The following is a 23,082-nucleotide window of genomic DNA, read 5'->3' as shown; positions in this document are numbered from 1 at the left end:
ATGGTGAAAAGGACGGAAGTGCGCAGTTTAACATCTTGGTGTTTAAAAACAGTAAGATATTATCTCTGCTCTGTGCAGATCATTTTTTGATGTGGTGAGTAGCTATGACTTATGACGAATATAATGCCTTTTGCAGCAGCTTGCCGGCAACAACTTATGTTGTTCAATGGGGTGGCTCACATGTCTGGAAAGTTGGTGGCAAGGTTTTTGTCATTGGCGGCTGGCATAATGACCAGCCGAGTTTCAGTTTCAAAGTCAGCCATATTGCATTTGAAATGCTGCAGGAGCAGCCGGGGTTGCGCCCTGCGCCATATCTTGCCTCGCGCGGCATGAAATGGATACAGCATTATGCGGAGCCGGGTCTCAATGATGATGAGCTGAAGGATTATATCCTGCAATCTTACCATCTTGTTGCGCAGGGACTGTCAAAGAAAAAGCAAAAAGAACTCGGCTTGCTGATATAGGCTTTGTGGTCGGGAAATTGGCGCTGATCTTACCGCAGAGACCTTTTCATAATCAGGGGCTCATTGGATCTTGGCGCGGTGTAATTCATGACCACCCGTATTGTTCTGGATTTAACATCGGTTCTATTGGCGCAATCCAGAAGTGCCTGTTGTGCACTGAGAGCAAAGATTTTGCCCGCTTCCCGCACAGGGCGATATTCGACAGTGATGATCTCCAATAACTCACCATCCGCATTATAAGTGACTTCAAAAATGGCTGATGCTTTTTGATAGTCAATTTTCTCCGGCAATTTCCAGCATTTACCTGCCATTTCGGCAATCACTTCGCCGATAGGGGCGGCATGAAGTGAAGACGGAAACAGGCTGCAAGCCAGAAGAATTGCGAAACAGGACTTATTCATATCTCTCCCGATACATCATAGTGCTGATGTATAGATAAGCATAAACCATGCCGAGGGGTAGGTGCGGGGGATTATAATATGGGTATAGTGATGAAGAATGCGGGCGGATCATCGCAGGAAAATTCGGGGCTGCTTTGAGGCGGTGTCTTTGCTGCCGGTTTGAGTTGGTTGTTAAGAAATAAAAAAAGCCCCGCAATGCGGGGCTTTCTTTTTAGTTCGCAAGTATGGATTAGAACTTGTAGTTCACACCAACGCGTACTGTGTGGAACGGAGCCTTAACTTCACCGAAGCGAACGCCGTTTACATCATCCAGTTTCAGCTTGCCGAGGTCGGTGTAGAGGTATTCGGTCTTCAGAGTTACGTTGTTTGTAACAGCGTATTCTGCACCGGCACCTACAGTGTAACCAACTTTAGTGTCGGACTGGGAGAAGCTTGTTGCGCCATCAAAAGCAGAAGCTTTGATTTTACCGTAAGCAACACCACCTGTTGCGTAAACCATGAAGCGGTCAACCGGTGTGTAACCGAGACGAACGCGGGTTGTACCGAACCAGTTGATTTTGGCTTCTGCACCGGCAGTCTGGCCATTGTAGCTCAGTTCTGCATCGGATTTCAGGTTGCCGCCCTGGAAGTCAGTTTCGATACCAACGATGGTCTGGTCGAACTGCCAGTTGTAACCGGCCTGAATACCGCCGAGGAAGCCGCTTGCATTGTCTTTAGCGGATACTGCGAAGTTGTCGTAACCGTTGAACTTGTTCTTGCCGCCTGCATAACCGGCGTTAAGACCGATATAGCCGCCTGTCCAGGAGAAAGTGTCAGCTACAACAGCAGGGGCTGGTTCGTTGTAAACGATAGCATCAGCTGCGAAAGCGCTTGTGGAGGAGAGAAGCAGAGCAGCTGCCAGAGTTGTATATTTCATGTGATGAACTCCTTTTAGATCTCGTTAGAAACATAAAATATACCCTCGGAAATGTCTGTCACAAATATGCAACAGCAAGTTCTTATCGACTTGAAGTAAATGTGATCGCATTGACACTTTTCCGCCATAATGTAATTGTGCGCGCCGCTCACGAAAACGTGTGATTTGTCACGTAAATATTATGCGGCCTGACCTGCGCTGTGGCCCGATGCCCATGCCCATTGGAAGTTAAATCCGCCAAGCCAGCCGGTTACATCCACACATTCTCCAATGAAATAAAGACCTTGTACCTTTTTGGATTCCATGGTCTTTGAGTCGAGCTCATCGGTGCTGATACCGCCGAGTGTAACTTCCGCCGTGCGATATCCTTCGGAACCTGCCGGTTTGATATGCCAATCCTGAATTGCGGCAACGAGATTTGTTAAGATCTTGTCGGACAAATCAGCCAGAGGCTTGTTCAATTGTGTCTTTTCCGTGAAAAACTGGGCTAAACGGCGGGGCAGCTTTTCTGCAAGGACCGTCTGGACAGATTGTTTGCCATTCGTTTTTCGTGCATTTTTTAACAATGCGAGGAAGTCAAAGTCCGGTTCAATGGTCAAAACGACCTCATCGCCCTCGCGCCAATAGGATGAAATCTGCAGAATCGCAGGGCCGCTCATACCCCGATGGGTGAAAAGCAGTGCTTCGCGGAATCGGGTTTTGCCATGTTTAAGCTCGGCATCGACGGCTATCCCTGAAAGCGGGCTGAGTTGTTCCAGCAGATTAGGCTCCAGCGTCAAAGGTACAAGACCGGGGCGGGGTTCAATCAGGCTGTGCCCAAACTGACCGGCAATCGTGTAAGCAAAACCCGTGGCTCCCATTTTCGGGATGGATTTGCCGCCGGTGGCAATGATCAGCGATTGCGCTTCGATTTTGCCATAGCTCGTCGTAACTATAAAACCGTCTGTGATTTTGCTGATGTCCGAAACCGTGGTGTTGAGGTCGAGCCGCACATTGGCCTGCTGCATTTCCGTGCGCAGCATGTTGATAATATCTTTGGCGCTATGGTCACAGAACAGCTGCCCCAATGTTTTTTCATGCCAGCTGATGCCGTAACTATCGACCATGGCGATGAAATCCTGCGGCGTGAAGCGTGCCAGTGCGGATTTGCAAAAATGCGGATTGGCGGACAGATAGTTTTTTGCCGTTGCATGAATATTGGTGAAGTTGCAGCGGCCGCCGCCGGAAATGCGGATTTTGTCACCAGGGGATTTCGCATGGTCAATCAGTACGACGGAGCGACCCCGCTGACCGGCACGGATTGCACACATCATTCCGGCTGCGCCTGCACCGATAATTACAACGTCTTTTTTCTCAATCACGGTGAGGCTTTCTGTTCCGGAAAACGGGTAGGAGGATAAAGGCGTCTATATAAAGCAAAAAAGGCAGCCGTCGAGCGCTGCCTTGTTGATTGCGGGGAGAATGCAGTTTTAACGGAATGCTACGCCCGCATTGCGCATCTGGCTCATCATGGTTTGCAGCGAGCCGCCAATATCAATCGCTCGGCTTAAATCCGGCAATACGGTGACTTTGAAACCTTGAGCTGCCGCATCCAGAGCCGAATAGGCCACACAGAAATCGGTAGCGAGACCTGCGAGTGTTACATGCTTAATGCCGCGCTCGCGCAAATAGCCGCCAAGACCGGTAGGGGTCATGTGGTCATTTTCGAAGAAGGCGGAATAGCTGTCGATAGCTTTACGATAGCCTTTGCGGATCACCAGTTCGGCCTTTGTCCATTGCAGGTCTTTATGAAACTCCGCGCCATGGGTTCCCTGTACACAATGATCCGGCCACAAAGTCTGTTTGCCATAGGACATTGTCACCATTTCATAAGGCTCGCGGCCTTCATGGGTCGAAGCAAAGCTGGAATGACCTGCGGGATGCCAGTCCTGTGTCAGGATGACATGGTCAAAGTGCTCAATCTCCTGATTGATGCCTGCAACGATACTGTCCCCGCCGGCTACAGCCAGCGCGCCTCCGGGGCAAAAATCATTCTGAATATCAATCACAATAAAGGCGGAGTTTTTCTGATCGTGTTGTGGCATCCCATTCTCCCGCTGCGTCACGTCCGAGAGCGATCAGTGACGAAAGCACGCGGAAAGGTCAAGAGGATCAGGCTTCGATTTCCACCCGACCCAAAGGATGAGAGCAGCAGGCAAGAATATAGCCTTCTTCAATTTCATCATCGCGGATACCGCCATTATGATTCATAACGGTTTCGCCGCTGAGGCATTTGACTTTGCACGTACCGCAGACACCAAACTCGCAGGCGCTTGGTATTTTCAACCCGCCGTTACGCGCTGCCAGCAATACGGTATCGGTCGGGCTGCACTGCACTTCGATACCGGATAATGTGAAAATAACGCTCGGCGCTTCTGTCTCTGCATCACCGGCTGCGGCTTCAAGCGCGGCAGGCACCGGTATAGCGGGTGCTTCCGAGGCCGGTTGAAAGCTTTCCTGATGATAGTTGTCCATGTTGAAGCCATTGGCTTCAAGCATGTCACTTACGGCGCGCATAAACGGCTCTGGGCCACAGCAGAAAACTGTGCGGTCTTTGAAATCAGGTGCGGAAATATCAATAATACTATGGCTGATACGGCCATGAACGCCGCTCCAGACATTGCGGGCGATGGAACGCTCGACAACCAATTGCAGGCGCAGGTTATCCATACGGCTGGCAAGCAGTTCCAACTCCTTACGGAAAATGATTTCATCCGGTGAGCGGGCGCAATTGAGAAAAACCACATCACTGGCCGGTTGCGTATCATAAAGGAAACGCGTCATCGACATCATCGGTGTGATGCCGGAACCGGCTGAGATGAACAGGTATTTTTTGCCCGGATGCGAAACGAGCGAGAAGTCACCGGCAGGACCAAAAGCTTTCAGCTGCATGCCCGGACGCATATTATCCAGCATCCAGCGGGTACCGATACTGCCTGTCTGTGCCTTAATGGTGATGGATACGGAATAAGGGCGCGACGGCGTGGAAGACAGCGTATAGGTACGCATGACTGGTTCCGGTGCGGCCGGTATCTCAATCGTGATGAACTGACCCGGCATATAGCGGAACCAGTTATTATTCTCCGGCGTGCGGAACGAGAAAGTCATCACGTCCGGCGCTTCTTCAATCGCCGCATCACATTCCAGAACCTGAAGCCTGTCGTTCCACGGCAGCATTTCATCAAGATATTTCATTCGTGCTGCTCTTCACCTGAAGGGGGCTTGAGGTGGGTTCATAGTGAACCTGCCTGTCATGATATTGTCCGGAGCGCTGTGTTGCGCTCCGGGATATTGCGTTGAGTATCAGGCCACGCGGCTGAGTTTTGCAACTTCGCCTTGCAGGCGCGGGGTGATGAAATTGGCGTACCATTCAATAAATTGCATGACGCCGCCTTCATGCTCCACGGAATAAGGCCCCGGCTGATAGGCCGGTGAGCGGATGCCGCGGGCGTTTTCTTCCACAATCCGGCGATCCTGATCATTGGTCTCGATCCAGACATGGGTCAGTTCCTCGAGATTGTAATCGACGCCCTCAACCGCATCTTTATTGACTATCCATTTGGTGGTGACCATGGTTTCCTCGGCGCTGATCGGCAGCACGCGGAAGGAAATTGCATGATCGATCATCACATGGTTCCATGTGGACGGATAGTTGAACAGCAGCATTGCGCCGATTTTGGACGCTCTGACTTCAGAGCTCAGGCTTTTCGCTACAGCGGGCTTGCCGGACATTGTATAGCTGTCGGCATCGCGCAGCAGCGGAATGCGGGCAATACGATACTGGCCGTTCTCGGACATATTAAATTTGGCAGGCAGGCCGGTATCCTCGCAGCGCTTCCAGAGCTGGTTGGTTTCCTCATCCTCCATCATGCCCTGTACGCCGGTGGCGCTTGGCGCTTCAGGATAGGTGCGGCACAGTTCCGGATGGTTGGCGGCGCAATGGTAGCATTCGCGGTTGTTTTCCCAGACCAGCTTCCAGTTGCCTTTTTCAATGATCGTGCTTTCAAAGGCGATCTTGGCATCTTTAATCTGGTGAGGCGCCAGATAAGGCTCAACTGTTGCGCGGAAAGCGTTGAAATCCGGTGCTTCATCCGCGACACATATATAAATGTAACCGGCGACAGTTTCGCAATGCACGGTTTTCAGGCCGAAATCTGCCGGTTTGAAATCAGGGCCAACCTGACGGGCAAATAATAACTTACCATCCAGATCATAAGTCCACTGATGATAAGGGCAGACGAGACGGGCAGCGGTGCCTTTTTCCGCTGTGCAGATACGTGAACCGCGATGGCGGCAGGTATTGTGAAAAGCGCGGATGCCGCCCTGACTGTCACGCACGACAATCACCGGATAATCACCGATCTGCACGGTAATATAGCTGCCTGCTTTCGGTAGTTCACAATCATGGCCGACAAAAACCCATTCACGGTACCAGATATGTTCAAGATCCAGCTTGTAAAAGTCGGGATCTGTGTAGAATTTCTGTCCGAGACTGAAATTCGGGTCGCGCCCCAACAAGTCACTCAGCATCTGATTGCGGACGTCCATAATATGCCTCGCATAGCGTTGTTCATCGGGGGTGCCGGACTTTAAAATATGTCGCTGCCGGAGTGGCTTATGTGCGACATGAAAAAGCCTGATCCCGTATGGGTATTAAGATTGACGACAAGAGTTAAGTCTCAGAATATTTCTCAAAAAATCTGCTCTGATTATCCGTATTCAACCATTGAAATATGGCGGACGCGCATACGAAAACGACATGGGCTTCGCGTAAAGACGACACGCCAAACCGCCGCATCCGGAAATTTATCGGCGGCAATATTTTGTAGCCGAAAAGGGACTGGTCAGACGGGGCAGGCCGTGCTTTTCTGTTGCGCAGACAAGACCCGTATCAAGCGGATGACCGCTGGAGGAAACATTTATGAAACGCTCGGAAATTAATGAAATTATCCGTGAAAGTGACCGCTTTATCCGGTCTTTCGGTTTTGTCATGCCGCCTTTTGCCTATTGGTCGCCGGAGGAAATGCGCACCCGTGTGAGCGATGACAGTGCAGCAATCCGTAATGCGCGTCTCGGCTGGGATATTACTGATTACGGGCAGGGGCGTTTCGATGAAATGGGGCTGTTCCTGTTTACCGTGCGCAACGGACAGGCCGAAGATCTGCAAAAAGGCACCGGTATGCTTTATGCGGAAAAGATCATGATCTCGCGCGAGAACCAGCTGTCGCCGATGCATCGCCATGTGGTGAAAGCTGAGGATATTATCAATCGCGGTGGTGCCAAACTGGTGCTGGAAATGTTCAATTCCAATCCGGATGGCTCGATTGATGATAAAAGCGACGTGGTTGTTGCCTGTGACGGGCGCATCAAGCGGCTGTCTGCCGGAGGTTTGCTGAAGCTTGATCCGGGTGAGAGCGTGACCCTGATGCCCGGTAACTGGCATGCTTTCTGGGGCGAGGGTGGTGATGTGCTGATTGGCGAGGTTTCAACTGTCAATGATGATCTGACGGATAATATTTTCCGTGAGCCGATCGGCCGGTTCTCCGACGTGGAAGATGATGTCCAGCCACTGCATTTGTTGGTGTCTGATTATGACAAGTGGCTGGCTTAAAGTTCTGTCAGGCGATTGCCTTTAATGCCCATTTTGTAAAGTCCTGCATGAAACGCGCACGATCTGTTTCATGCAGGCTTTCATGACGCATATCCGGATAAATCTGAGTGGTGATAGTACTGAAACCGGAAGCTTTCAGTCTTTTCTCCAGTGCAAGCAGGGATTTGCCACCTTCAGTCGAAGGGTCCTGTCCGCCACCCTGTAAATAAAGCGGCAAATGCAACGGTATCGCTTGTTGTGGTGCAGGATTGTTGCAGCGACGCATAAAGCGGAAAACATCGATCCACATACTGACCGACGGATCATAGCCGCAGAGCGGATCATTATTATAAAGCGCAACCTCCGCTGTATCATGGGACAGCCAGTCAAATTGTGTCTGATAATTTTTCACCTGCTTTGCCCATGTGCGGAAAGTCATGGCTGGCAGGAAATGGCTCGGTACATCGGAGCCGAGAAACATGCGCTCGGCTTTGAGTAATGTGAAAGCCAGTGTTTGATTCAGCACATTGGCAAAATTGGAATTGCAGATGGCTGCCGCATCGGGCGTGCAGAATTTTCCGCATAAAGCAGCGAGTGTTACCAATCCCCCCATGGAATGGCCGAAGAGAATGAGTGGCAGTTGCTCATGTCTTTCGCGGATTGTTTTTTCAACAAAGCCGATATCCTGCAGAGTTTTTTCATCGCCATCTTTGGCTGCGAACTGTCCGAGCGGTGCATCCGGTGCGCTGGTCAGCCCGTGTCCGCGATGGTCATGGACATAGACGTTAAAGCCGTGCTCCGCGAGATGCTCCGCAAATTCCTGATAGCGGGCAGCATGTTCAGCAAGGCCGTGGCTGATCTGTATATTGCCGATTGCCGTTTTCTTCGCCGGTTGAAAACGCAATGCCAGTTTTGCACCGCTCGGACTTAACAGGATTTCAGGATTATCAAACGGCATTGTGAAACCTTGTTTCAGGAGTGCGGAGACTATATTTGTAATAATAATAGCTATGCAGTGTCTGATCCAAAAGTCGCCCACTTGGCTGCAAATGGTGATTTTTTATTCAGACCCTCAGAGGTTAAACAGGGGAAGATGCTTATCGCGTCTTCTTCGCCTCTGTTCTGGCATTGCCCCTGCGCAATATTTAGCCTAAATAGCGCATCAAAGCGAATTCCCACACATTACGGGCTCAAATTCTCGGAGAACAGCCACCCAATGGCACGTCAATTTATTTATCATATGTCGGGTTTGAATAAAAACTACGGTACAAAGAAGATTCTCGAAAATCTGCACCTGTCATTTTATCCTGATGCGAAAATCGGTATTCTCGGCCCTAACGGTGCCGGTAAATCGACAATCCTCAAGATTATGGCTGGTCTCGATAAAGAGTTCACCGGTGAAGCCTGGCTCGCCGATGGTGCGACCTGTGGTTATCTGGCTCAGGAACCGCATCTTGATCCTGAAAAGACTGTTTTCGGCAATGTGATGGAAGGTGTGGCTGACAAACAGGCCATTCTTGACCGTTATAATGAGCTGATGATGAATTATTCTGATGAAACCGCTGACGAAGGTGCGGCACTTCAGGATATTATCGACAGCCAGAACCTCTGGGATCTGGAAAGTCAGGTTGAAATGGCGATGGAAGCACTGCGCTGCCCGCCTGCCGATGCTGATGTAACCACTCTGTCCGGTGGTGAGCGCCGCCGCGTTGCACTTTGCAAGCTGTTGCTTTCCAAGCCAGATCTGCTGCTGCTCGACGAACCGACCAACCATCTGGATGCTGAAACCACTGCATGGCTTGAAAAGCACCTGCGTGAATATAAGGGCGCTGTGCTGCTCATCACGCACGATCGCTACTTCCTTGACAATGTGACCGGCTGGATTCTCGAACTCGACCGCGGTCGTGGTATTCCTTACGAAGGCAACTATTCTGCCTATCTGGAAGCCAAGGCCAAGCGCATGATTCAGGAAGGCCGTGAAGACGATTCCCGCCAAAAAGCACTTGAGCGTGAACGTCAGTGGATTGCTGCAAGCCCTAAGGCGCGTCAGTCCAAGTCGAAAGCCCGTATTAAGGCCTATGACAAGCTGGTTGAAGCGGCTGAAAATCAGCGTCCGGGCGATGCGCAGATTCTCATTCCTGCGGGTGAGCGTCTTGGTCAGGTGGTTATTGAAGTTGAAAACCTGTCCAAATCCTTCGGCGATCGTCTGTTGATCGACAATCTGACATTCAAACTGCCTCCGGGCGGTATCGTTGGTGTTATCGGGCCGAACGGTGCAGGTAAATCGACCCTGTTCAAAATGATCACCGGTCAGGAACAGCCGGATACCGGTTCTGTGCGTATCGGTGATACTGTTAAGCTCGGTTATGTTGACCAGAGCCGTGATCACCTCGACCCGAACAAGAATGTCTGGGAAGAAATTTCCGGCGGCAATGACATCATCAAGCTCGGCAAGTTTGAAATGAACTCCCGCGCTTATTGCGGTGCGTTCAACTTCAAGGGCGGCGATCAGCAGGCTAAAGTCGGCAATCTTTCCGGTGGTCAGCGTAACCGCGTGCATCTTGCCAAGATGCTGCAGACCGGCGGCAACGTGCTGCTCCTCGACGAACCGACCAACGATCTGGACACGGAAACACTGGCGGCGCTTGAAGATGCGCTGGAAAAATACGCTGGCTGCGCCGTTATCATCTCGCACGATCGTATGTTCCTCGACCGTCTGGCCACGCATATTCTGGCTTTTGAAGGCGACAGCCATGTGGAGTGGTTCGAAGGTAACTTCGAAGATTACGAAGCTGACAAGGTACGTCGTCTCGGACCTGAAAGCGTCAATCCTAAGCGGGTGACCTATAAGCCGCTGACACGCTAAAATTTCGGGTTCAAAAGCCGCATGCAGGGCTGAAAATGGCGTTGCCTGCAGTTTTTGACTACAGATTTGAAGTCATAGAAACGCTCTCCGAAAGGAGGGCGTTTTTGTTTGTAAAGTGCTTGGCAAAATACACCGGTGCTATAGATTGTCTGTTATAGGTAAGGCACAGGAGCATCACGATGAAAGACTGGTCGGCACAGCAATATCTGAAATTTGAGGATGAGCGCACAAGACCGGTTAATGATCTCATCGCCCGTATTCCGCTGAAAGATCCTGCCGTCATTGTTGATATTGGGTGCGGACCCGGCAACTCTACCGAGGCCTTGAAAAAGCGCTGGCCGCAGGCGCAACTATCCGGTTTTGATGCGTCGCCGGATATGATTGAAAAGGCGCAGAAACGGTTGCCTGATGTGCCGTTTTATTTAAGCGATGTCACGCAGTGGCAGCCGGATGCGGATGTTGATCTGCTGTTTTCCAATGCGGTGTTCCAGTGGATTCCTGAGCATATTCAGCATTTGCAGCGCCTGTTGAAGGGGCTGAAATCAGGTGCCGCACTGGCTGTGCAAATGCCGGATAACTGGAATGAGCCATCTCACCGTATGATGCGCCAGGTGGCAAAAGACAGTCGCTGGATTGAACGTCTCAATAAAGCCCCCCGTCCGCCAATGCCGAGCGTGAATGCTTATTATGATGCTCTGATACCGCTCGCATCCCATATCGATATCTGGCACACGATTTATAATCACCCGCTTGATGGTCATGCGGCAATTACTGAATGGGTGAAAAGCACCGGCCTGCGTCCGTTTTTAAATCCGCTCAATGAAGAAGAGCAGCGCGATTATCTGGAGGAATACACGGAACGCTTGGCAGAGCATTATCCACTGACAGTAGATGGTAAAGTGCTGCTGCACTTCCCGCGCGTATTTATGGTTGTTGTGCGCGGTGAAGATTGAAACTGTGATGACAGATTTGTTCAATAACATTCATGGCAAGCGCATAGCGGCACGCAAGGTTACAGGTCGTGTCCGTGGACTTTATATTGCTTCAGGGCAGGATTTTGTCACGCAAGCAGTAGATAAATTGCAATGTGACCATGGTGGTATTATCGGTGATTATCATTACGGAATGACGCGTAGAGCCGGTGGCCGCGAGCCGTGGTATGAGCGGGGTACATTAATCCGTAATGACCGTCAGCTCTCTTTGATTTCTCTTGAAGAACTGGAAAAGATTGCTGCGGCAATGGGGCTTGACGCGATCAGGCCGGAATGGATCGGGGGCAATATTCTAGTGGAGGGTATCGCAGACTTCACGCTTCTGCCCGCCGGTACGGTGCTGTTTTTTGACAGTGGTTTGACACTGAAGCTGAACGGGCTGAATGCACCGTGCAAAATCGCCGGAACATCAATTGCGCAGCATATTGGCGCTCAGAATGAGGCGATGGTGGCGCTTAACTTTGTAAAATCAGCGAAATATCTGCGTGGTCAGACTGGCTGGGTGGAGCGGGCGGGGGATGTTGAGGTTGCAGATAAGGTGAATATAAGGATATCGGAGCAAGTAATTTATTTGCAATAAATTATAGTCAGATTGATACCGACCAATCTGACTACATTTTTATTTATGCAATTGGTACGTCATTTCTGATTTGAGTCATTTTCCACATTGTATTTAAATGCACATTTTTAGTGTTTAAGTCATCTATAATCATAAAACTTACATCATCAGCTTCATCGTCATATACAAGATATGTATTTGTGTTTGCGTTGTTTATGTAGGTTTGAATATAATAATAATCTGGCTTCCCTTGTACGGCAACAAAGTTTACCCGCTCAATGAGTTGTGTTGGAAAAAATGTTAGTGTTCCAAGCTGCGCTTTTGCCGGCTTTGTTCCCTCAGCAGGAAATATAGTTCCTGTTACACCAAAAAAACCTTCAGAAAATGAGTTGTAAAGTAATACTCCATCTGTTTTTGTGGCAGGTGATTCATATGTAAACCAAATATAGCCATCATCAGTTTCTGGAGGAGGGGTTTCCTGTGTCGTACATGCGTATTGAAATAGTTTATTTTTATCTCCGGTGACATCGCGAACAGTTAGAAGATTTTGACTATATTCATTTGTTAAGTAAAAATCATAAGTCATATTCAACCTCAAAATATTATTTTAATTTATATTAAAGTGTAACCTGTTCTATAGACCATAAATTATCCAGGTCGCTAGTAACGAATGATGGATTATATGCACTTAAAACAACTCTGTTCTTATTCATTTTGTCGTAAAGAAGAGTTCTTCCGGTTTGAGGAGTTTTTTCATCTCCTGAAAGATAAATCAGGTATTTATCTCCCACGAGCTGAAAGACGAACTCTAAGGCATTGTCCGCTGTACCATATGTCGTTGTGCCAAGGATTTCGCCTATTTTATTTGGCGTCCCGGTAATTGTTTGTACTTGCTCTGTACTGGCAAGAAAGCGGTGAGTCATTGTATTGTATAGTTTAATTGGGGCGGAATTCCCCCCAACTGTTGCTCGCGAATCTTTATATGATGTCCAGCTATAAGTATTTATCTGATTTGATACGTTTTCGCCTCTTGAAACGTTGTCAATATAAATATTATTTAACTGGCTAGTGTCAAGGCTTAAGTATTTTTTTGATTTAACTGCGTATATTCTATAAGTATATGCCATTGTGTAATCCTCTTAATGATTTAAATTACATTTTTAATCTCCCACATATTTATTTTATTGGTCACTGTAATTACTGTCAGGCAGTAAATCCGTTGCTTGCCATTCTCTGAGTTTTTCTGAAATTTGATCCTGAATCCAATAAAGTGCGCTGTCTTTATCCAGTCCTTCATCGCGTAATTTGTCGTAGTCGGTGTAGGTGTGGCGGATATAGGCGAGTAGTGTCAGGCGCACGGCATTTTGTGCAGTGAGGCTGCGCATATGCGGTGCGGCAGCTGCTTCGCGGATTTGCTCCGCATCAAAATAAGGCGTATGTGGTGCCAGTAAGCGGAGCGCCAGTTCAATCTCTTTGCGGCGTTTTGCGGATGCGGCCATGGAGGCTTCCTGTGATGTGCTTTGCCGTGATTATGCTTAAATCAAATATGGTATTTTAAAACTTTTATCAGTCGATTTTAGTTGCAATAATCGCATGGATCACATAAACATATCTTTATGTGTTTTAAATGCGGAGTGCGGTATGACTGGCAAGCCTTTGGCTCTTGAAGAAATGGTGGAAGTGCTGAAGGCTGCGGCAGAGCCAAGCCGGTTGCGTATTCTGACGCTGCTTGCCGGTGGTGATCTGACGGTCTCTGATCTGACATCCATTCTCAACCAGTCGCAGCCGCGTGTATCCCGCCATCTCAAATTGCTGAGTGAAGCCGGTTTAATCAGCCGCTATCAGGAAGGGTCATGGGCCTATTTCCGCCTGTCGGAAACCCCGATCCATCAGGGGCTTTCCCGTGCACTGATCGGTTGGCAGGACAATCAGGATCCGCTGCTGCTGCGCGATCAGGAGCGTCTTGCGCAGGTGAAAGCCGAGCGCCATGAGCGGGCAACTGCCTATTTCAGTGCCAATGCAGAAAGCTGGGATCAGATCCGCTCGCTGCATATTGATGAAACAATGGTTGAAGATGCGCTGCGTGGTATTGTCGGCGAACAGGCTTTCCAGTCTATGCTGGATATCGGCACCGGTACCGGCCGCTTGCTGGAAATGTTCAGCCCGCTTTATGTGCGCGGTGTCGGCATTGATATCAATCGCGATATGCTCACAGTTGCACGCACCAATCTGGATCAGGCCGGTGTTGCCCATGCGCAGGTGCGTCAGGGCGATATTTATGCGCTGCCGGTTGACCGCGATGGTTATGATCTGGTGACAATCCATCAGGTGCTGCACTTCCTTGACGAGCCGCAATCGGCCATTCGTGAGGCTGCACGTGCGCTGCGCCCGCAGGGGCGTTTGCTGGTGGTGGATTTTGCGCCGCATGATCTGGAATTCCTGCGTGACGAACATGCCCATTTGCGGCTTGGTTTCAGTGACGAGCAAATGACCGGCTGGATGAGAGCCGCAGGGCTTGAGCCGGAGAAGATTGAAGCGCTTGAGCCGCAGGGCGGGCAGGCTTCCGGACTGGTGATTAAACTGTGGCTTGCGCGTGATCCGCGAATGCTGATCGCCGATGCTGCCTGAGGTGCACTTTGAGGCGCACTTAGAGGCACACCGGCATTATTGAGTAGCATTCTAATGTTTAGCTTTGCGCCATTCAGGTGCGGGCAGGCGCAGTTTTGATTTTCTTCATGGTGACGTGACCATGAATATTTGCCCCATGGTGCAAACTATGACGGCAAGAATAACGGAGATTTCCGATGTCTAGTTTTGGCCAGCAGCGCCGTTCCGAGAGCGCGCATCCGATCCGTGTATCCTTCGAGTTTTTCCCGCCGAAAACCGAAGAGATGGAAGATCGTCTTTGGGAGACAGTGACGCGTCTGGCACCGCTTAATCCGGCTTTTGTTTCTGTGACCTATGGTGCGGGCGGTTCGACCCGTGAGCGCACCAATAAAACCATTGCCCGTATCATCAAAGAAACATCCATTACACCTGCCGCGCATCTGACCTGCGTGGATGCAACCAAGGAAGAGGTCAATTCTATCGTCCGCTCCTTTGCTTCTTTGGGTGTGACGCGCTTTGTGGCGCTGCGTGGCGATCCTGCAAGCGGTATCGGTGAAGCCTATCAGCCGACACCAGGCGGCTATCAGAATGGTGCCGATCTGGTGGCAGGTCTCAAATCGATTGCTAATTTTGATATCAGCGTCTCTGCCTATCCGGAAAAACATCCGGAAAGCCCGGATTTTGCTACCGATATTGAGATGCTGCGACGCAAAGTCGATAATGGTGCGACCCGGGCGATTACACAGTTCTTCTTCGATAATGATCTTTATGAGCGTTATGTGGAGCGTGTGCGTCGTGCGGGAATTTACATTCCGATTATTCCGGGTGTGCTGCCGATCCATAATTTCAAGCAGGTGGCGAATTTCTCCAAACGTGCAGGAACGCGCATACCGGCATGGCTGGCAGATCGTTTTGACGGGCTGGAGAATGATCCGCAGACGCATATGCTGGTGTCAGCGGCGCTTGCAGCCGAACAGGTCAATGATCTGATTGAGCGCGGTGTAAATGATTTTCATTTCTACACGATGAACCGCTCGGATCTGGCTTTTGCGATTTGCCATTTGCTTGGGGTGAGGGCGCCGGTAGCGGCCTGAAAATATATGGGATGAAACGAAAAAGCCCTGCGGAAAAATGTTTCCGCAGGGCTTTTCGTTTTTAAAAATGACAGGACTTGATTTATCTACTTTTGCGGAATGCCAAATATGCCGGAGGTATCTGTAAAAGTGATGCCTGCAAAATGTCTCTGATTAAGACCGTAATCTGTATATTTTCTGATTATGAAACCGAAATGCAGATATCAGGTCAGCATCTGAAATTCAGATGGTGAATATGCGAGGTCAGGGAAATACACCGACAATCATTGCTGCGACAAAAACAAAAGCTGCGCAAAATACCAAGGCATTGATTGAACGCGTTAAACCCATATGGATTGCCTCCTGAGCAGGTTGTAAGTTCAGTTTTCAAATGCCGTATGAACAACATTCAAAGGCCGGAAAGTCACTCCTGACAGAACCCGATCTGAGGGAATATGCCGGAGCCGCTTCTCTTAACTCTAAACCGGAAATGCCGCTTCCAGTCTCTTTAACCACCCATGCAAGAGGCATGGTCTCACGATCAAATTGACTGTTTTTTAACTGTGTCAGCACATTTCCCGTTTGTGTCATTTTATCGACATAAACGGCCAAAGAAAAGTCTAATTTCATGGGAGGGTGCTGGGCGGAGCGGCGAAGACAGCCTTCGCAATCAATGCAGAATTTTAAACTTGTAAAAAATACAATATGTTAGGCAGGTGTCAAAAGTTTTGATGCCGCCGTAAAATTTTTTACAGGCGGCATCAAAATCCCACTAAATTTATAGCTTTTCGAGCAATTCACGTGTCGGCCATGAATCGGCAGGCATGCCCAAACGGAGCTGTTCAGTGCGCACAGCATCTCTGGTCATGGTGCCGAAAACACCATCGATTCGACCCATGTCATAGCCGCGTACAACGAGCTTGTTCTGCAGTTCTTTCAGCTCTTCTGTTGAAAGACCGGCTTCCGGTGTGCCGAGCAGGAAAGGCTCGCCGCCAGCCAGACGCGATGCGAAATAAGCGGCGGTCGTGGCATAGACGATGGATTTGTTCCATTCGACGAAAATATCAAAATTGCGGTAGGAGAGGAATGCCGGTCCTTTGCGTCCCATAGGGATGAGCAGGGAGGCGTCACCGTCATCAGCGCCGAGTGCGTTGCCATTGACAGACTTTACACCCCAGCCGCTCCACTTCGAATGGGGCAGGCGATAAGTGCGGATGGAATTCTCCCATGGCAGATCCTGTGTCAGCTGCACGGTTTCCAGCCAAGGCTCGCCGCGCTGCCAGCCAAGTTCAGACAACATACGGGCTGCAGTCATCACCGCATCAGCCACGCTGTTGCGCAAATCCACTTTACCGTCATTGTCGCCATCGACACCGCGTTCCAGATAATCTTTCGGCAGCAACTGCATCTGGCCGATTTCGCCTGCCCATGCGCCCATGGTGCCGGCATCCACAACGCCTTTATCCATCAGTTTCAGCAAAGCGATCAGCTGCGGACGGAAAAGCTCCGGACGGCGGCAATCATGAGCCAGCGTAACGAGCGAGTTCAGCGTGTCAAAATCGCCCTGAATAGCACCGAAGTCTGTTTCCAGCCCCCAGAATGCAGCAATCACCGGTCCCGGAACACCATAAGTGTCTTCGGCCTTTTTGAAGACATCTGCATATTTCACGAGATTTTCGCGGCCTTTTTTCAGGCGCTGTTCGGAAATCAGACGTTTGGAGAATTCGGCAAAGGTCAGGTTGAAAACGGTCTGCGTGCGGTCACGCTTCAATGTGCGTTCATCAAGCTGGGCTTTATGCAGCTCTGTAAGTGCCTTGTCTGAGATGCCTGCGGCTTTGGCTTCAGTCACCACGCCTTCAAGCCAGACATTATAATCACCGCCGCAGGCCGGTTTTTCAATCGCGACAGCGGCCGGTGCGGATGGTGCTGCCGAGGGAGCCGCAGGCTGTGTTGCTGTAGCAAAAGCAAAGCTTGCAGTAGAGAGAAGAGTAGCGGCAGTCAGAAGTGGTTTAAAAACTGATCTGAAGGCAGACAGGGAGGCAGGGCGTGACATAACTCAGTTCTTTCTGCAGCAGGCCTCGGTAAGGTCTTGCTGTTTTGGTTGATCGGGCCGGTTTTGACCAGAGCGTTCAAGTTTTCTGAATTATGTCCTGCATAAACATTTTGTGAAAAAGAAGATGGTAAAGTCAGATTCACGCAGTAAAGGCGATTTTATCTGACTTTGTTGCTTTCCAGCCACTTTCTCCACTGGGCATGATTGCCCGCGAATACGTTAATATCAGCGTCACCCTTGATACCGGGAATTGTACCTGTGCCGGTATATTGCCAGAAGACCCACGGGTGAGGGCCATATTTTTCATCCGGATGACCGGCCGTAGAGCGCAACCAGAACGGATAATCGCTGAAACTGCGCAGATCATTATCATCGAAGAAATCAACCGTTGTATAGATGACCGGCTTCTTGCCGTAATGACGCTCGATCATGGTCAGGAATGTGCGCATTTCCTTGCGCACAACAGCCGGATCGGGACGAAGTTTACAGGATGGTGACAGCGGGTTCCATTCCATATCCAGAACCGGTGGCAAGGCGTTCGGGTCTTTCGGTACATTGCGGATATACCAGCGCGCCTGATCGGCTGCACTGCGACAGAAATAATAGAAATGATAGGCACTGCGCGGAATACCGGCTGCACGTGAACCTGCCCAATGTTCCGCAAAGCGGTCATCAACGCGGTCGCCGCCTTCTGTCGCTTTGATAAAGACAAAAGAAATGCCGCTGTTGCGCACCTGCTGCCAGTCAACTTTGTCCTGATATTTGGAGACATCCGTACCATGGACCGGATAATGCCACGGGGTTTTACCGGTATAGTCATGGGGCTTGCGATCATAGAAGCGCGGCGCCTTGGCACTGGAAGAAGGAAGAGCAATCCCTGTGCCGGAGACAGAACCTGCCGACGGTTTTACATCTGAAAAATCATAATCCACAGATGTACATGCACTCAGCACAAGGCTGAGAACGGCAAGTGCTGCTGGCTTCATCGGGTATCATCTCACAACAATCACAGGGAAATCATGAATGCTTTCTTACTGCAAAAGGTTAAATTTTTCCTTTAGAGGAATAAGGATAATTCGTGCCACCAGCGGGATGCAGGTGGACGCATTTTGTCTCAGCCGGTCAATGTCTTGTGCCAAACTGTTTGATTTATAAATATTTTTTGATTAGTTGGGTCATAACTTATACAGGTTTGACGGGGATACTGTCAGAATTGCCGGAATAAAAAGCGGAACAATTAAATATTTCCGGCATTAACGAGAGATTGTAAGCCGCCTTGCTGAAGGCGGTTGAGGAGGTCAAATGTATCGTCTGCTGGCTTTTATCCTTGCTGTCGGTGTGCTGACCGGTCTGGTCTTTTCCGGCGGATTTTTGACGCATGACAAGACTGCACAAAAACAACCTGACAGTGTCGCAGCCGTTATTGCTCATTCGGAGCAGGAATTGCAGTCAAAGGCCGATCAGGAATTGGCTGAAATTGACGCCAAGGCTGCACAGAACAGTGTTGCAGGCCCTGCTGTGCTTTTGCCTGAGCTGAAGAAACCACTCACAGAAGAAGATGTGAGAGTTGCGGTGCAAAAAGCAGGTGAAGATGCAGAGAAAACCGCTCTGAGTGTCGGGCAGACTGCAGATCAGGCTGCAGCAGCTAAGAAAACTGCAGAAGACTTCGTGCGCGTGCGCATGGAAAGTCAGATGCGTGCGGAACAGTCATCTGCAAACTCCATGTAAAATTATAAGAGCATTCCGGCTTTCGTTTGCATTACCGGAAATGCTTTCTCATTATGTGCAATGTCGTAGTGTGCCGGTACTGGCTGTCAGCAATGTCAGCTGAATTTCATTCAACTCTTTGCGCTTGATGGTTTTCATCAGAGTTGTTTTGAATTACATAAGCTTATGTCGATTTGGTCCAGTATCGCTGATTTTTTAACGCAGACGGCTTACAGTGCGTTTTCCGGAGTGATTGAAGCCGTCCGCACCTATTTTGAGGGCGATGCGGAAACACGCCGCCGTGTTGCTTTTTCCATTGCCATGATCGCGCTGTCTGCCAAAATGGCCAAAGCTGACGGCATTGTCTCGCAGCATGAAGTGCGGGCTTTTCAGGATATTTTTGAAGTGCCGGAAAAAGAGGCGGATCACGTCTCAAGACTGTATAATCTTGCCAAGCAGGATGTGGCCGGTTTTGAGAGCTATGCCCGTCAGATTGCTTCGCTGTGCCGCTCCTCCCAGCAAAACGGCGCGGAAGAGCCTTGCGGTGCGCTTTCCGATGTTCTCGATGGTTTGTTCTATATCGCCAAAGCCGATGGCTATGTGCATGATAAGGAAATGCAGTTCCTGCGACGTGTGGCGGAAATTTTCGGTATTGAAGAAGACGAGTTTTTGCTGATCGCCGGAAGGCACGTCAATCTCGGCCCTTCCGATCCCTATGCCGTTCTGGGTTTGAAGCGCGGCGTAGGATTTATCGAGGCCAAGCAGCATTACCGCAAACTTGTGCGTCAGAACCATCCGGATCTGGTGATTGCCCGCGGTATGCCCTATGAATTTCAGAAAATAGCCAATCACCGTCTGGCTGCAATCAATGCGGCCTGGGCGACACTTGAGAAACAATTGGGTCAGCATGACTATGCAGGATAATTCAACACCGGAAGCCGGTTTGGCACAGAATAATCAGGCCGCCCCGCGCGCCTTGCTGAGCAAAGCTGACTATGAGGGCGCTGTTATTGATGCATCTGCCAATTTTGGCCCGCGTAAAGACGGTAAAGAACCGCGTTTTCTGATCCTGCATTATACGGGGCTTGCGACTGCGCAGGAGGCTCTGGATATTCTCAAATGTCCTGAACGTGAAGTCTCGGCACATTATCTCGTGCATGAGGATGGTCAGGTTGTGCAGATGGTCGCGGAAAGCGAACGCGCATGGCATGCAGGCCAGAGCTGCTGGAAAGGGGAGCGGGATATCAATTCTGCTTCTATCGGTATCGAGATCGTCAATCCGGGTGTGCTGGAGAATTTTCCGCCTTATCCAGATGCGCAGATTTCATCGGTGATCTCTCTCTGCCGCTCGATTTGCGAACGCTATAATATTGCGCCGGAGAATGTGCTTGCCCATTCGGATATTGCTCCGGAACGCAAGATTGATCCGGGCGAGAATTTTCCGTGGGAGACCCTGTTTAAAGCAGGCATCGGTCATTGGGTTGAACCGGCTCCGATCCGCGGCGGACGGTTTTTTGCCATGGGCGATCAGGGGCAGCCGGTTGAGGCTTTGCAGTCCATGCTGGCAATGTATGGCTATGATATCACCATCAATGGCGAGTTTAACGAGCGGACCAAAGTAGTGCTGAGTGCATTTCAGCGCCATTTTCGCCCGATTCAGATTGATGGTGTGGCGGATATCTCGACAATTGAGACACTGCACAGGCTAATTTCGACGAATTTGCGTGAAACCGTAACCAGCTGATTTTTCAAAAGACCTTATTGTTGGCAGCAAGAAATAGTCCGCTAATGTTACAGGTTTTTGCAATCTGTGACTTGCCCCGACAATCTTCGGCTGCATTTCCCCGTCAGATACAACCTCAATTTCCTTGAGCAAGTCTGGTGATGGGGCGGACTGTTTCCCAAAAGGAAGGGCGTTGAAAGCTGGTTTTGCATGCCTTGCAAAACCTTTCGACGGATTATGCAACAGTTCCAACGGTTAAGGTTTATGATTAAAAAAATTGGATTTTTATGCGCTCTCAGCGGGGCGGTGGTTTCGTTCGGTCTGACACCAGCCATGAGTGCACCGGTACTTGAAAAAACAAATCTTGTAGACATCCTGAAAGCAAAAAAAGAAGCTTCAGAAAAGACTGCAACAAAGAAGAATGAAGCGACTAAAAACAAGGCTGATACCAGCCGTACTGCCTATCAGAAACAGGCTTCCGGTACTGCCAAAATGCCGGTTATTGAGCGTCGTTCTGCTCGCACCCGTATCGATCTGAATAATCAGATCAGCGGCAAAGCAGAAACCAAGCAGGCGCAGACAGACAAATCAGGCAAGCCTTATTCCGGCATCATTGCCCGTTATGCATCTTCCTATGGCGTGCCGCTGGCACTGGCTCATGCGGTTGTGCGCAATGAAAGCAATTATCAGGCACATGTTCGCGGCAGCGCCGGTGAAATCGGTCTGATGCAGATCAAGCTCGGTACTGCACGTGGTCTGGGTTATACCGGTTCGGCAAAAGGTCTCTATGATCCGGCAACCAATGTGCAATATGGCATGAAATATCTTGCACAGGCACAGAAGCTCGGTGGTGGTTCAACCTGCGGCACAATTCTGAAATACAATGCCGGTCACGGCGCCAAGCGTATGAACCCGACATCTGCAAAATATTGCAGCAAAGTTAAAGACTTCATGCGTTCATTCTAAGAGCACAATTGCGACCGTTAACTGAGGTCAGTTAACTGCAAATGCTCTATGCCTGTTTATATTCAGGCTCTGGCGGGATGTTTTGTACGCCATAACCTAAATCTAAACAGCCCTTACACAGCAGGGCTGAGATTTTATACAAAAGCTGGGTTTCCGTCGCCGGAGTCCAGCTTTTTTATTGCGTTTTATGACAGATCAAGCCTATAGACGCATGTCAGCCGGTCGGGCAGCCGCGCTTGTTCAATACCGAAAGGTGGCAAGTGAGGAAAGTCCGGGCTCCATGGAAACACGATGCCGGGTAACGCCCGGCGAGGGTGACCTCAGGGAAAGTGCAACAGAGAGCAGACCGCCTGCCATCGCCCGCAAGGGCATCGGGCAGGTAAGGGTGAAAGGGTGGGGTAAGAGCCCACCGCGCTGCCGGTAACGGGAGTGGCACGGTAAACCCCATCGGGAGCAAGACCGAATAGGGACGGCGCATCAGGTTTCGGCCTGATAATCAGTTTCCGGATAGCCGTCCGGGTGGGTTGCAAGAGGCGGGTGGCGACATCCGTCCCAGATGAATGGCTGCCGCGTCGGGCTGGAAACAGTCCGGCCATACAGAACCCGGCTTACAGACCGGCTGACAATTCTGTTTAAATTACTTCGGCATAGGATGCTGCACAAAGTGCCATTTTAACCGCTGATAAATCATAACTGTGCCCGTATAATAACCCTTCCTTAATATTAATATTGGATAAATTTATTCACGGCGTATTGCGTGTCCGGCCGGCTGCGCAGTCGCAAAAATCGATAATATGGCAACGTTCGGAGCGGTTTTTGCGCCTGCGTTGACGCCTACCTTACCCCGGTGGTATTTCTTAATGCAGTTTGTTGCGTCCAGACTTTGTTCAGTTTCCAGACATTTTGTGCTGCATCCGGCATTGGCCGGTATGCAAAATGCTGAAATCTGCAGCCGCGGTTTAACCGTTGGCGGGCAAGGATCTGCCGTTCTCACGCTGGGTCCGCTGAAGAAAGCAAAACAATGACAGGACCGAAGGAAATTATGGTTCCGGAAGCGCAGGCAGACAAACTGACACAGCACGCTGATACTCCGGCGGGCGCATCAGAGCATGAAGACTATTCCCGC

At 50.0% G+C, this 23,082-nt stretch carries 24 protein-coding genes and 1 other RNA gene; 12 read left to right on the top strand and 13 right to left on the bottom strand.

Going from position 1 to position 23,082, the window contains the following annotated elements; translation table 11 throughout:
* Positions 1–104: 104 nt before the first annotated feature.
* The gene (locus LDL70_RS10235; protein WP_116087801.1) at positions 105–464 is read left to right on the top strand and encodes an MmcQ/YjbR family DNA-binding protein; all 360 of its coding nucleotides are present in this window, start codon (positions 105–107) and stop codon (positions 462–464) included.
* Positions 465–493: 29 nt separating this feature from the next.
* Here the strand turns inward: LDL70_RS10235 and LDL70_RS10230 are convergent, their stop codons facing one another.
* The 6 genes from LDL70_RS10230 to LDL70_RS10205 form a co-directional block, all read right to left on the bottom strand.
* Entirely contained in the window at positions 494–865 is a 372-nt protein-coding gene (locus LDL70_RS10230; protein ID WP_022710986.1) for a hypothetical protein, read from the bottom strand.
* Between the two features lie 229 nt (positions 866–1,094).
* Entirely contained in the window at positions 1,095–1,781 is a 687-nt protein-coding gene (locus LDL70_RS10225) for an outer membrane protein (protein WP_022710987.1), read from the bottom strand.
* Positions 1,782–1,960: 179 nt separating this feature from the next.
* The gene (locus LDL70_RS10220; protein ID WP_225684981.1) at positions 1,961–3,142 is read right to left on the bottom strand and encodes an NAD(P)/FAD-dependent oxidoreductase; all 1,182 of its coding nucleotides are present in this window, start codon (positions 3,140–3,142) and stop codon (positions 1,961–1,963) included.
* A gap of 108 nt (positions 3,143–3,250) precedes the next feature.
* Positions 3,251–3,865: a bifunctional nicotinamidase/pyrazinamidase gene (gene pncA / locus LDL70_RS10215; protein ID WP_022710989.1), complete on the bottom strand. Its 615-nt coding sequence runs from the start codon at positions 3,863–3,865 to the stop codon at positions 3,251–3,253.
* Positions 3,866–3,932: 67 nt separating this feature from the next.
* Complete coding sequence (locus tag LDL70_RS10210) at positions 3,933–5,015, bottom strand: hybrid-cluster NAD(P)-dependent oxidoreductase (protein ID WP_225684980.1); 1,083 nt, start codon at positions 5,013–5,015, stop codon at positions 3,933–3,935.
* A gap of 108 nt (positions 5,016–5,123) precedes the next feature.
* Complete coding sequence (locus tag LDL70_RS10205; RefSeq protein WP_022710991.1) at positions 5,124–6,368, bottom strand: SRPBCC family protein; 1,245 nt, start codon at positions 6,366–6,368, stop codon at positions 5,124–5,126.
* 373 nt (positions 6,369–6,741) lie between these two features.
* On the opposite strand from LDL70_RS10205, the gene LDL70_RS10200 reads away from it, so the two are divergent.
* Positions 6,742–7,431 (top strand): D-lyxose/D-mannose family sugar isomerase, encoded by a 690-nt coding sequence (locus LDL70_RS10200; RefSeq protein WP_220160007.1) that lies wholly within the window; start codon positions 6,742–6,744, stop codon positions 7,429–7,431.
* A 7-nt stretch (positions 7,432–7,438) separates the two neighbouring features.
* On the opposite strand, the gene LDL70_RS10195 is transcribed toward LDL70_RS10200, so the two are convergent.
* Entirely contained in the window at positions 7,439–8,368 is a 930-nt protein-coding gene (locus LDL70_RS10195) for an alpha/beta fold hydrolase (protein WP_225684979.1), read from the bottom strand.
* Positions 8,369–8,626: 258 nt separating this feature from the next.
* Between LDL70_RS10195 and ettA the strand changes: the two genes are divergently transcribed.
* The 3 genes from ettA (at position 8,627) to LDL70_RS10180 (ending at position 11,848) form a co-directional block, all read left to right on the top strand.
* Entirely contained in the window at positions 8,627–10,276 is a 1,650-nt protein-coding gene (gene ettA / locus LDL70_RS10190; RefSeq protein ID WP_022710994.1) for an energy-dependent translational throttle protein EttA, read from the top strand.
* A 179-nt stretch (positions 10,277–10,455) separates the two neighbouring features.
* Positions 10,456–11,229, top strand: a complete 774-nt coding sequence (tam, locus tag LDL70_RS10185) for a trans-aconitate 2-methyltransferase (RefSeq protein ID WP_225684978.1) — start codon at positions 10,456–10,458, stop codon at positions 11,227–11,229.
* Between the two features lie 7 nt (positions 11,230–11,236).
* Complete coding sequence (locus LDL70_RS10180; RefSeq protein WP_225684977.1) at positions 11,237–11,848, top strand: molybdenum cofactor sulfurase; 612 nt, start codon at positions 11,237–11,239, stop codon at positions 11,846–11,848.
* 43 nt (positions 11,849–11,891) lie between these two features.
* Here the strand turns inward: LDL70_RS10180 and LDL70_RS10175 are convergent, their stop codons facing one another.
* From LDL70_RS10175 to LDL70_RS10165, 3 genes are read right to left on the bottom strand one after another with little or no spacing between them, the layout of a single operon-like run.
* Positions 11,892–12,413: a hypothetical protein gene (locus tag LDL70_RS10175; protein WP_225684976.1), complete on the bottom strand. Its 522-nt coding sequence runs from the start codon at positions 12,411–12,413 to the stop codon at positions 11,892–11,894.
* A 31-nt stretch (positions 12,414–12,444) separates the two neighbouring features.
* Positions 12,445–12,954, bottom strand: coding sequence for a hypothetical protein (locus LDL70_RS10170; protein ID WP_225684975.1), 510 nt, complete (start codon positions 12,952–12,954; stop codon positions 12,445–12,447).
* Positions 12,955–13,008: 54 nt separating this feature from the next.
* Positions 13,009–13,326: a DUF2293 domain-containing protein gene (locus LDL70_RS10165; RefSeq protein WP_225684974.1), complete on the bottom strand. Its 318-nt coding sequence runs from the start codon at positions 13,324–13,326 to the stop codon at positions 13,009–13,011.
* A 142-nt stretch (positions 13,327–13,468) separates the two neighbouring features.
* Between LDL70_RS10165 and LDL70_RS10160 the strand changes: the two genes are divergently transcribed.
* Together LDL70_RS10160 and metF are read left to right on the top strand one after the other, a co-directional pair.
* Positions 13,469–14,455: a metalloregulator ArsR/SmtB family transcription factor gene (locus LDL70_RS10160; RefSeq protein ID WP_022711000.1), complete on the top strand. Its 987-nt coding sequence runs from the start codon at positions 13,469–13,471 to the stop codon at positions 14,453–14,455.
* A gap of 176 nt (positions 14,456–14,631) precedes the next feature.
* Complete coding sequence (gene metF / locus LDL70_RS10155) at positions 14,632–15,528, top strand: methylenetetrahydrofolate reductase [NAD(P)H] (protein WP_022711001.1); 897 nt, start codon at positions 14,632–14,634, stop codon at positions 15,526–15,528.
* A 366-nt stretch (positions 15,529–15,894) separates the two neighbouring features.
* Here the strand turns inward: metF and LDL70_RS10150 are convergent, their stop codons facing one another.
* The 3 genes from LDL70_RS10150 to LDL70_RS10140 form a co-directional block, all read right to left on the bottom strand.
* On the bottom strand, positions 15,895–16,137 hold the full coding sequence (locus LDL70_RS10150; RefSeq protein WP_139316405.1) for a hypothetical protein: 243 nt from the start codon (positions 16,135–16,137) through the stop codon (positions 15,895–15,897).
* A gap of 148 nt (positions 16,138–16,285) precedes the next feature.
* Positions 16,286–17,560 (bottom strand): lytic murein transglycosylase, encoded by a 1,275-nt coding sequence (locus LDL70_RS10145; protein WP_225684973.1) that lies wholly within the window; start codon positions 17,558–17,560, stop codon positions 16,286–16,288.
* A gap of 158 nt (positions 17,561–17,718) precedes the next feature.
* Complete coding sequence (locus LDL70_RS10140; protein ID WP_022711005.1) at positions 17,719–18,546, bottom strand: GH25 family lysozyme; 828 nt, start codon at positions 18,544–18,546, stop codon at positions 17,719–17,721.
* A gap of 316 nt (positions 18,547–18,862) precedes the next feature.
* Between LDL70_RS10140 and LDL70_RS10135 the strand changes: the two genes are divergently transcribed.
* From LDL70_RS10135 to rnpB, 5 genes are all read left to right on the top strand, one after another.
* Positions 18,863–19,288: a hypothetical protein gene (locus tag LDL70_RS10135; protein ID WP_022711006.1), complete on the top strand. Its 426-nt coding sequence runs from the start codon at positions 18,863–18,865 to the stop codon at positions 19,286–19,288.
* A 165-nt stretch (positions 19,289–19,453) separates the two neighbouring features.
* Complete coding sequence (locus LDL70_RS10130; RefSeq protein ID WP_225684972.1) at positions 19,454–20,191, top strand: DnaJ family molecular chaperone; 738 nt, start codon at positions 19,454–19,456, stop codon at positions 20,189–20,191.
* Positions 20,181–21,011, top strand: a complete 831-nt coding sequence (locus tag LDL70_RS10125; protein WP_225684971.1) for an N-acetylmuramoyl-L-alanine amidase — start codon at positions 20,181–20,183, stop codon at positions 21,009–21,011. Before LDL70_RS10130 ends, LDL70_RS10125 begins: the two co-directional genes overlap by 11 nt.
* A 243-nt stretch (positions 21,012–21,254) precedes the next feature.
* Positions 21,255–21,956, top strand: coding sequence for a lytic transglycosylase domain-containing protein (locus LDL70_RS10120; RefSeq protein ID WP_022711010.1), 702 nt, complete (start codon positions 21,255–21,257; stop codon positions 21,954–21,956).
* Between the two features lie 214 nt (positions 21,957–22,170).
* An RNA gene (gene rnpB / locus LDL70_RS10115) (RNase P RNA component class A) lies at positions 22,171–22,583 on the top strand.
* Positions 22,584–23,082: the final 499 nt, after the last annotated feature.

This window comes from Pseudochrobactrum sp. XF203, from assembly GCF_020341615.1.
GTDB classification, from domain to species: Bacteria; Pseudomonadota; Alphaproteobacteria; order Rhizobiales; family Rhizobiaceae; genus Pseudochrobactrum; species Pseudochrobactrum saccharolyticum.
This window is presented reverse-complemented; position numbering and strand designations above follow the sequence as displayed.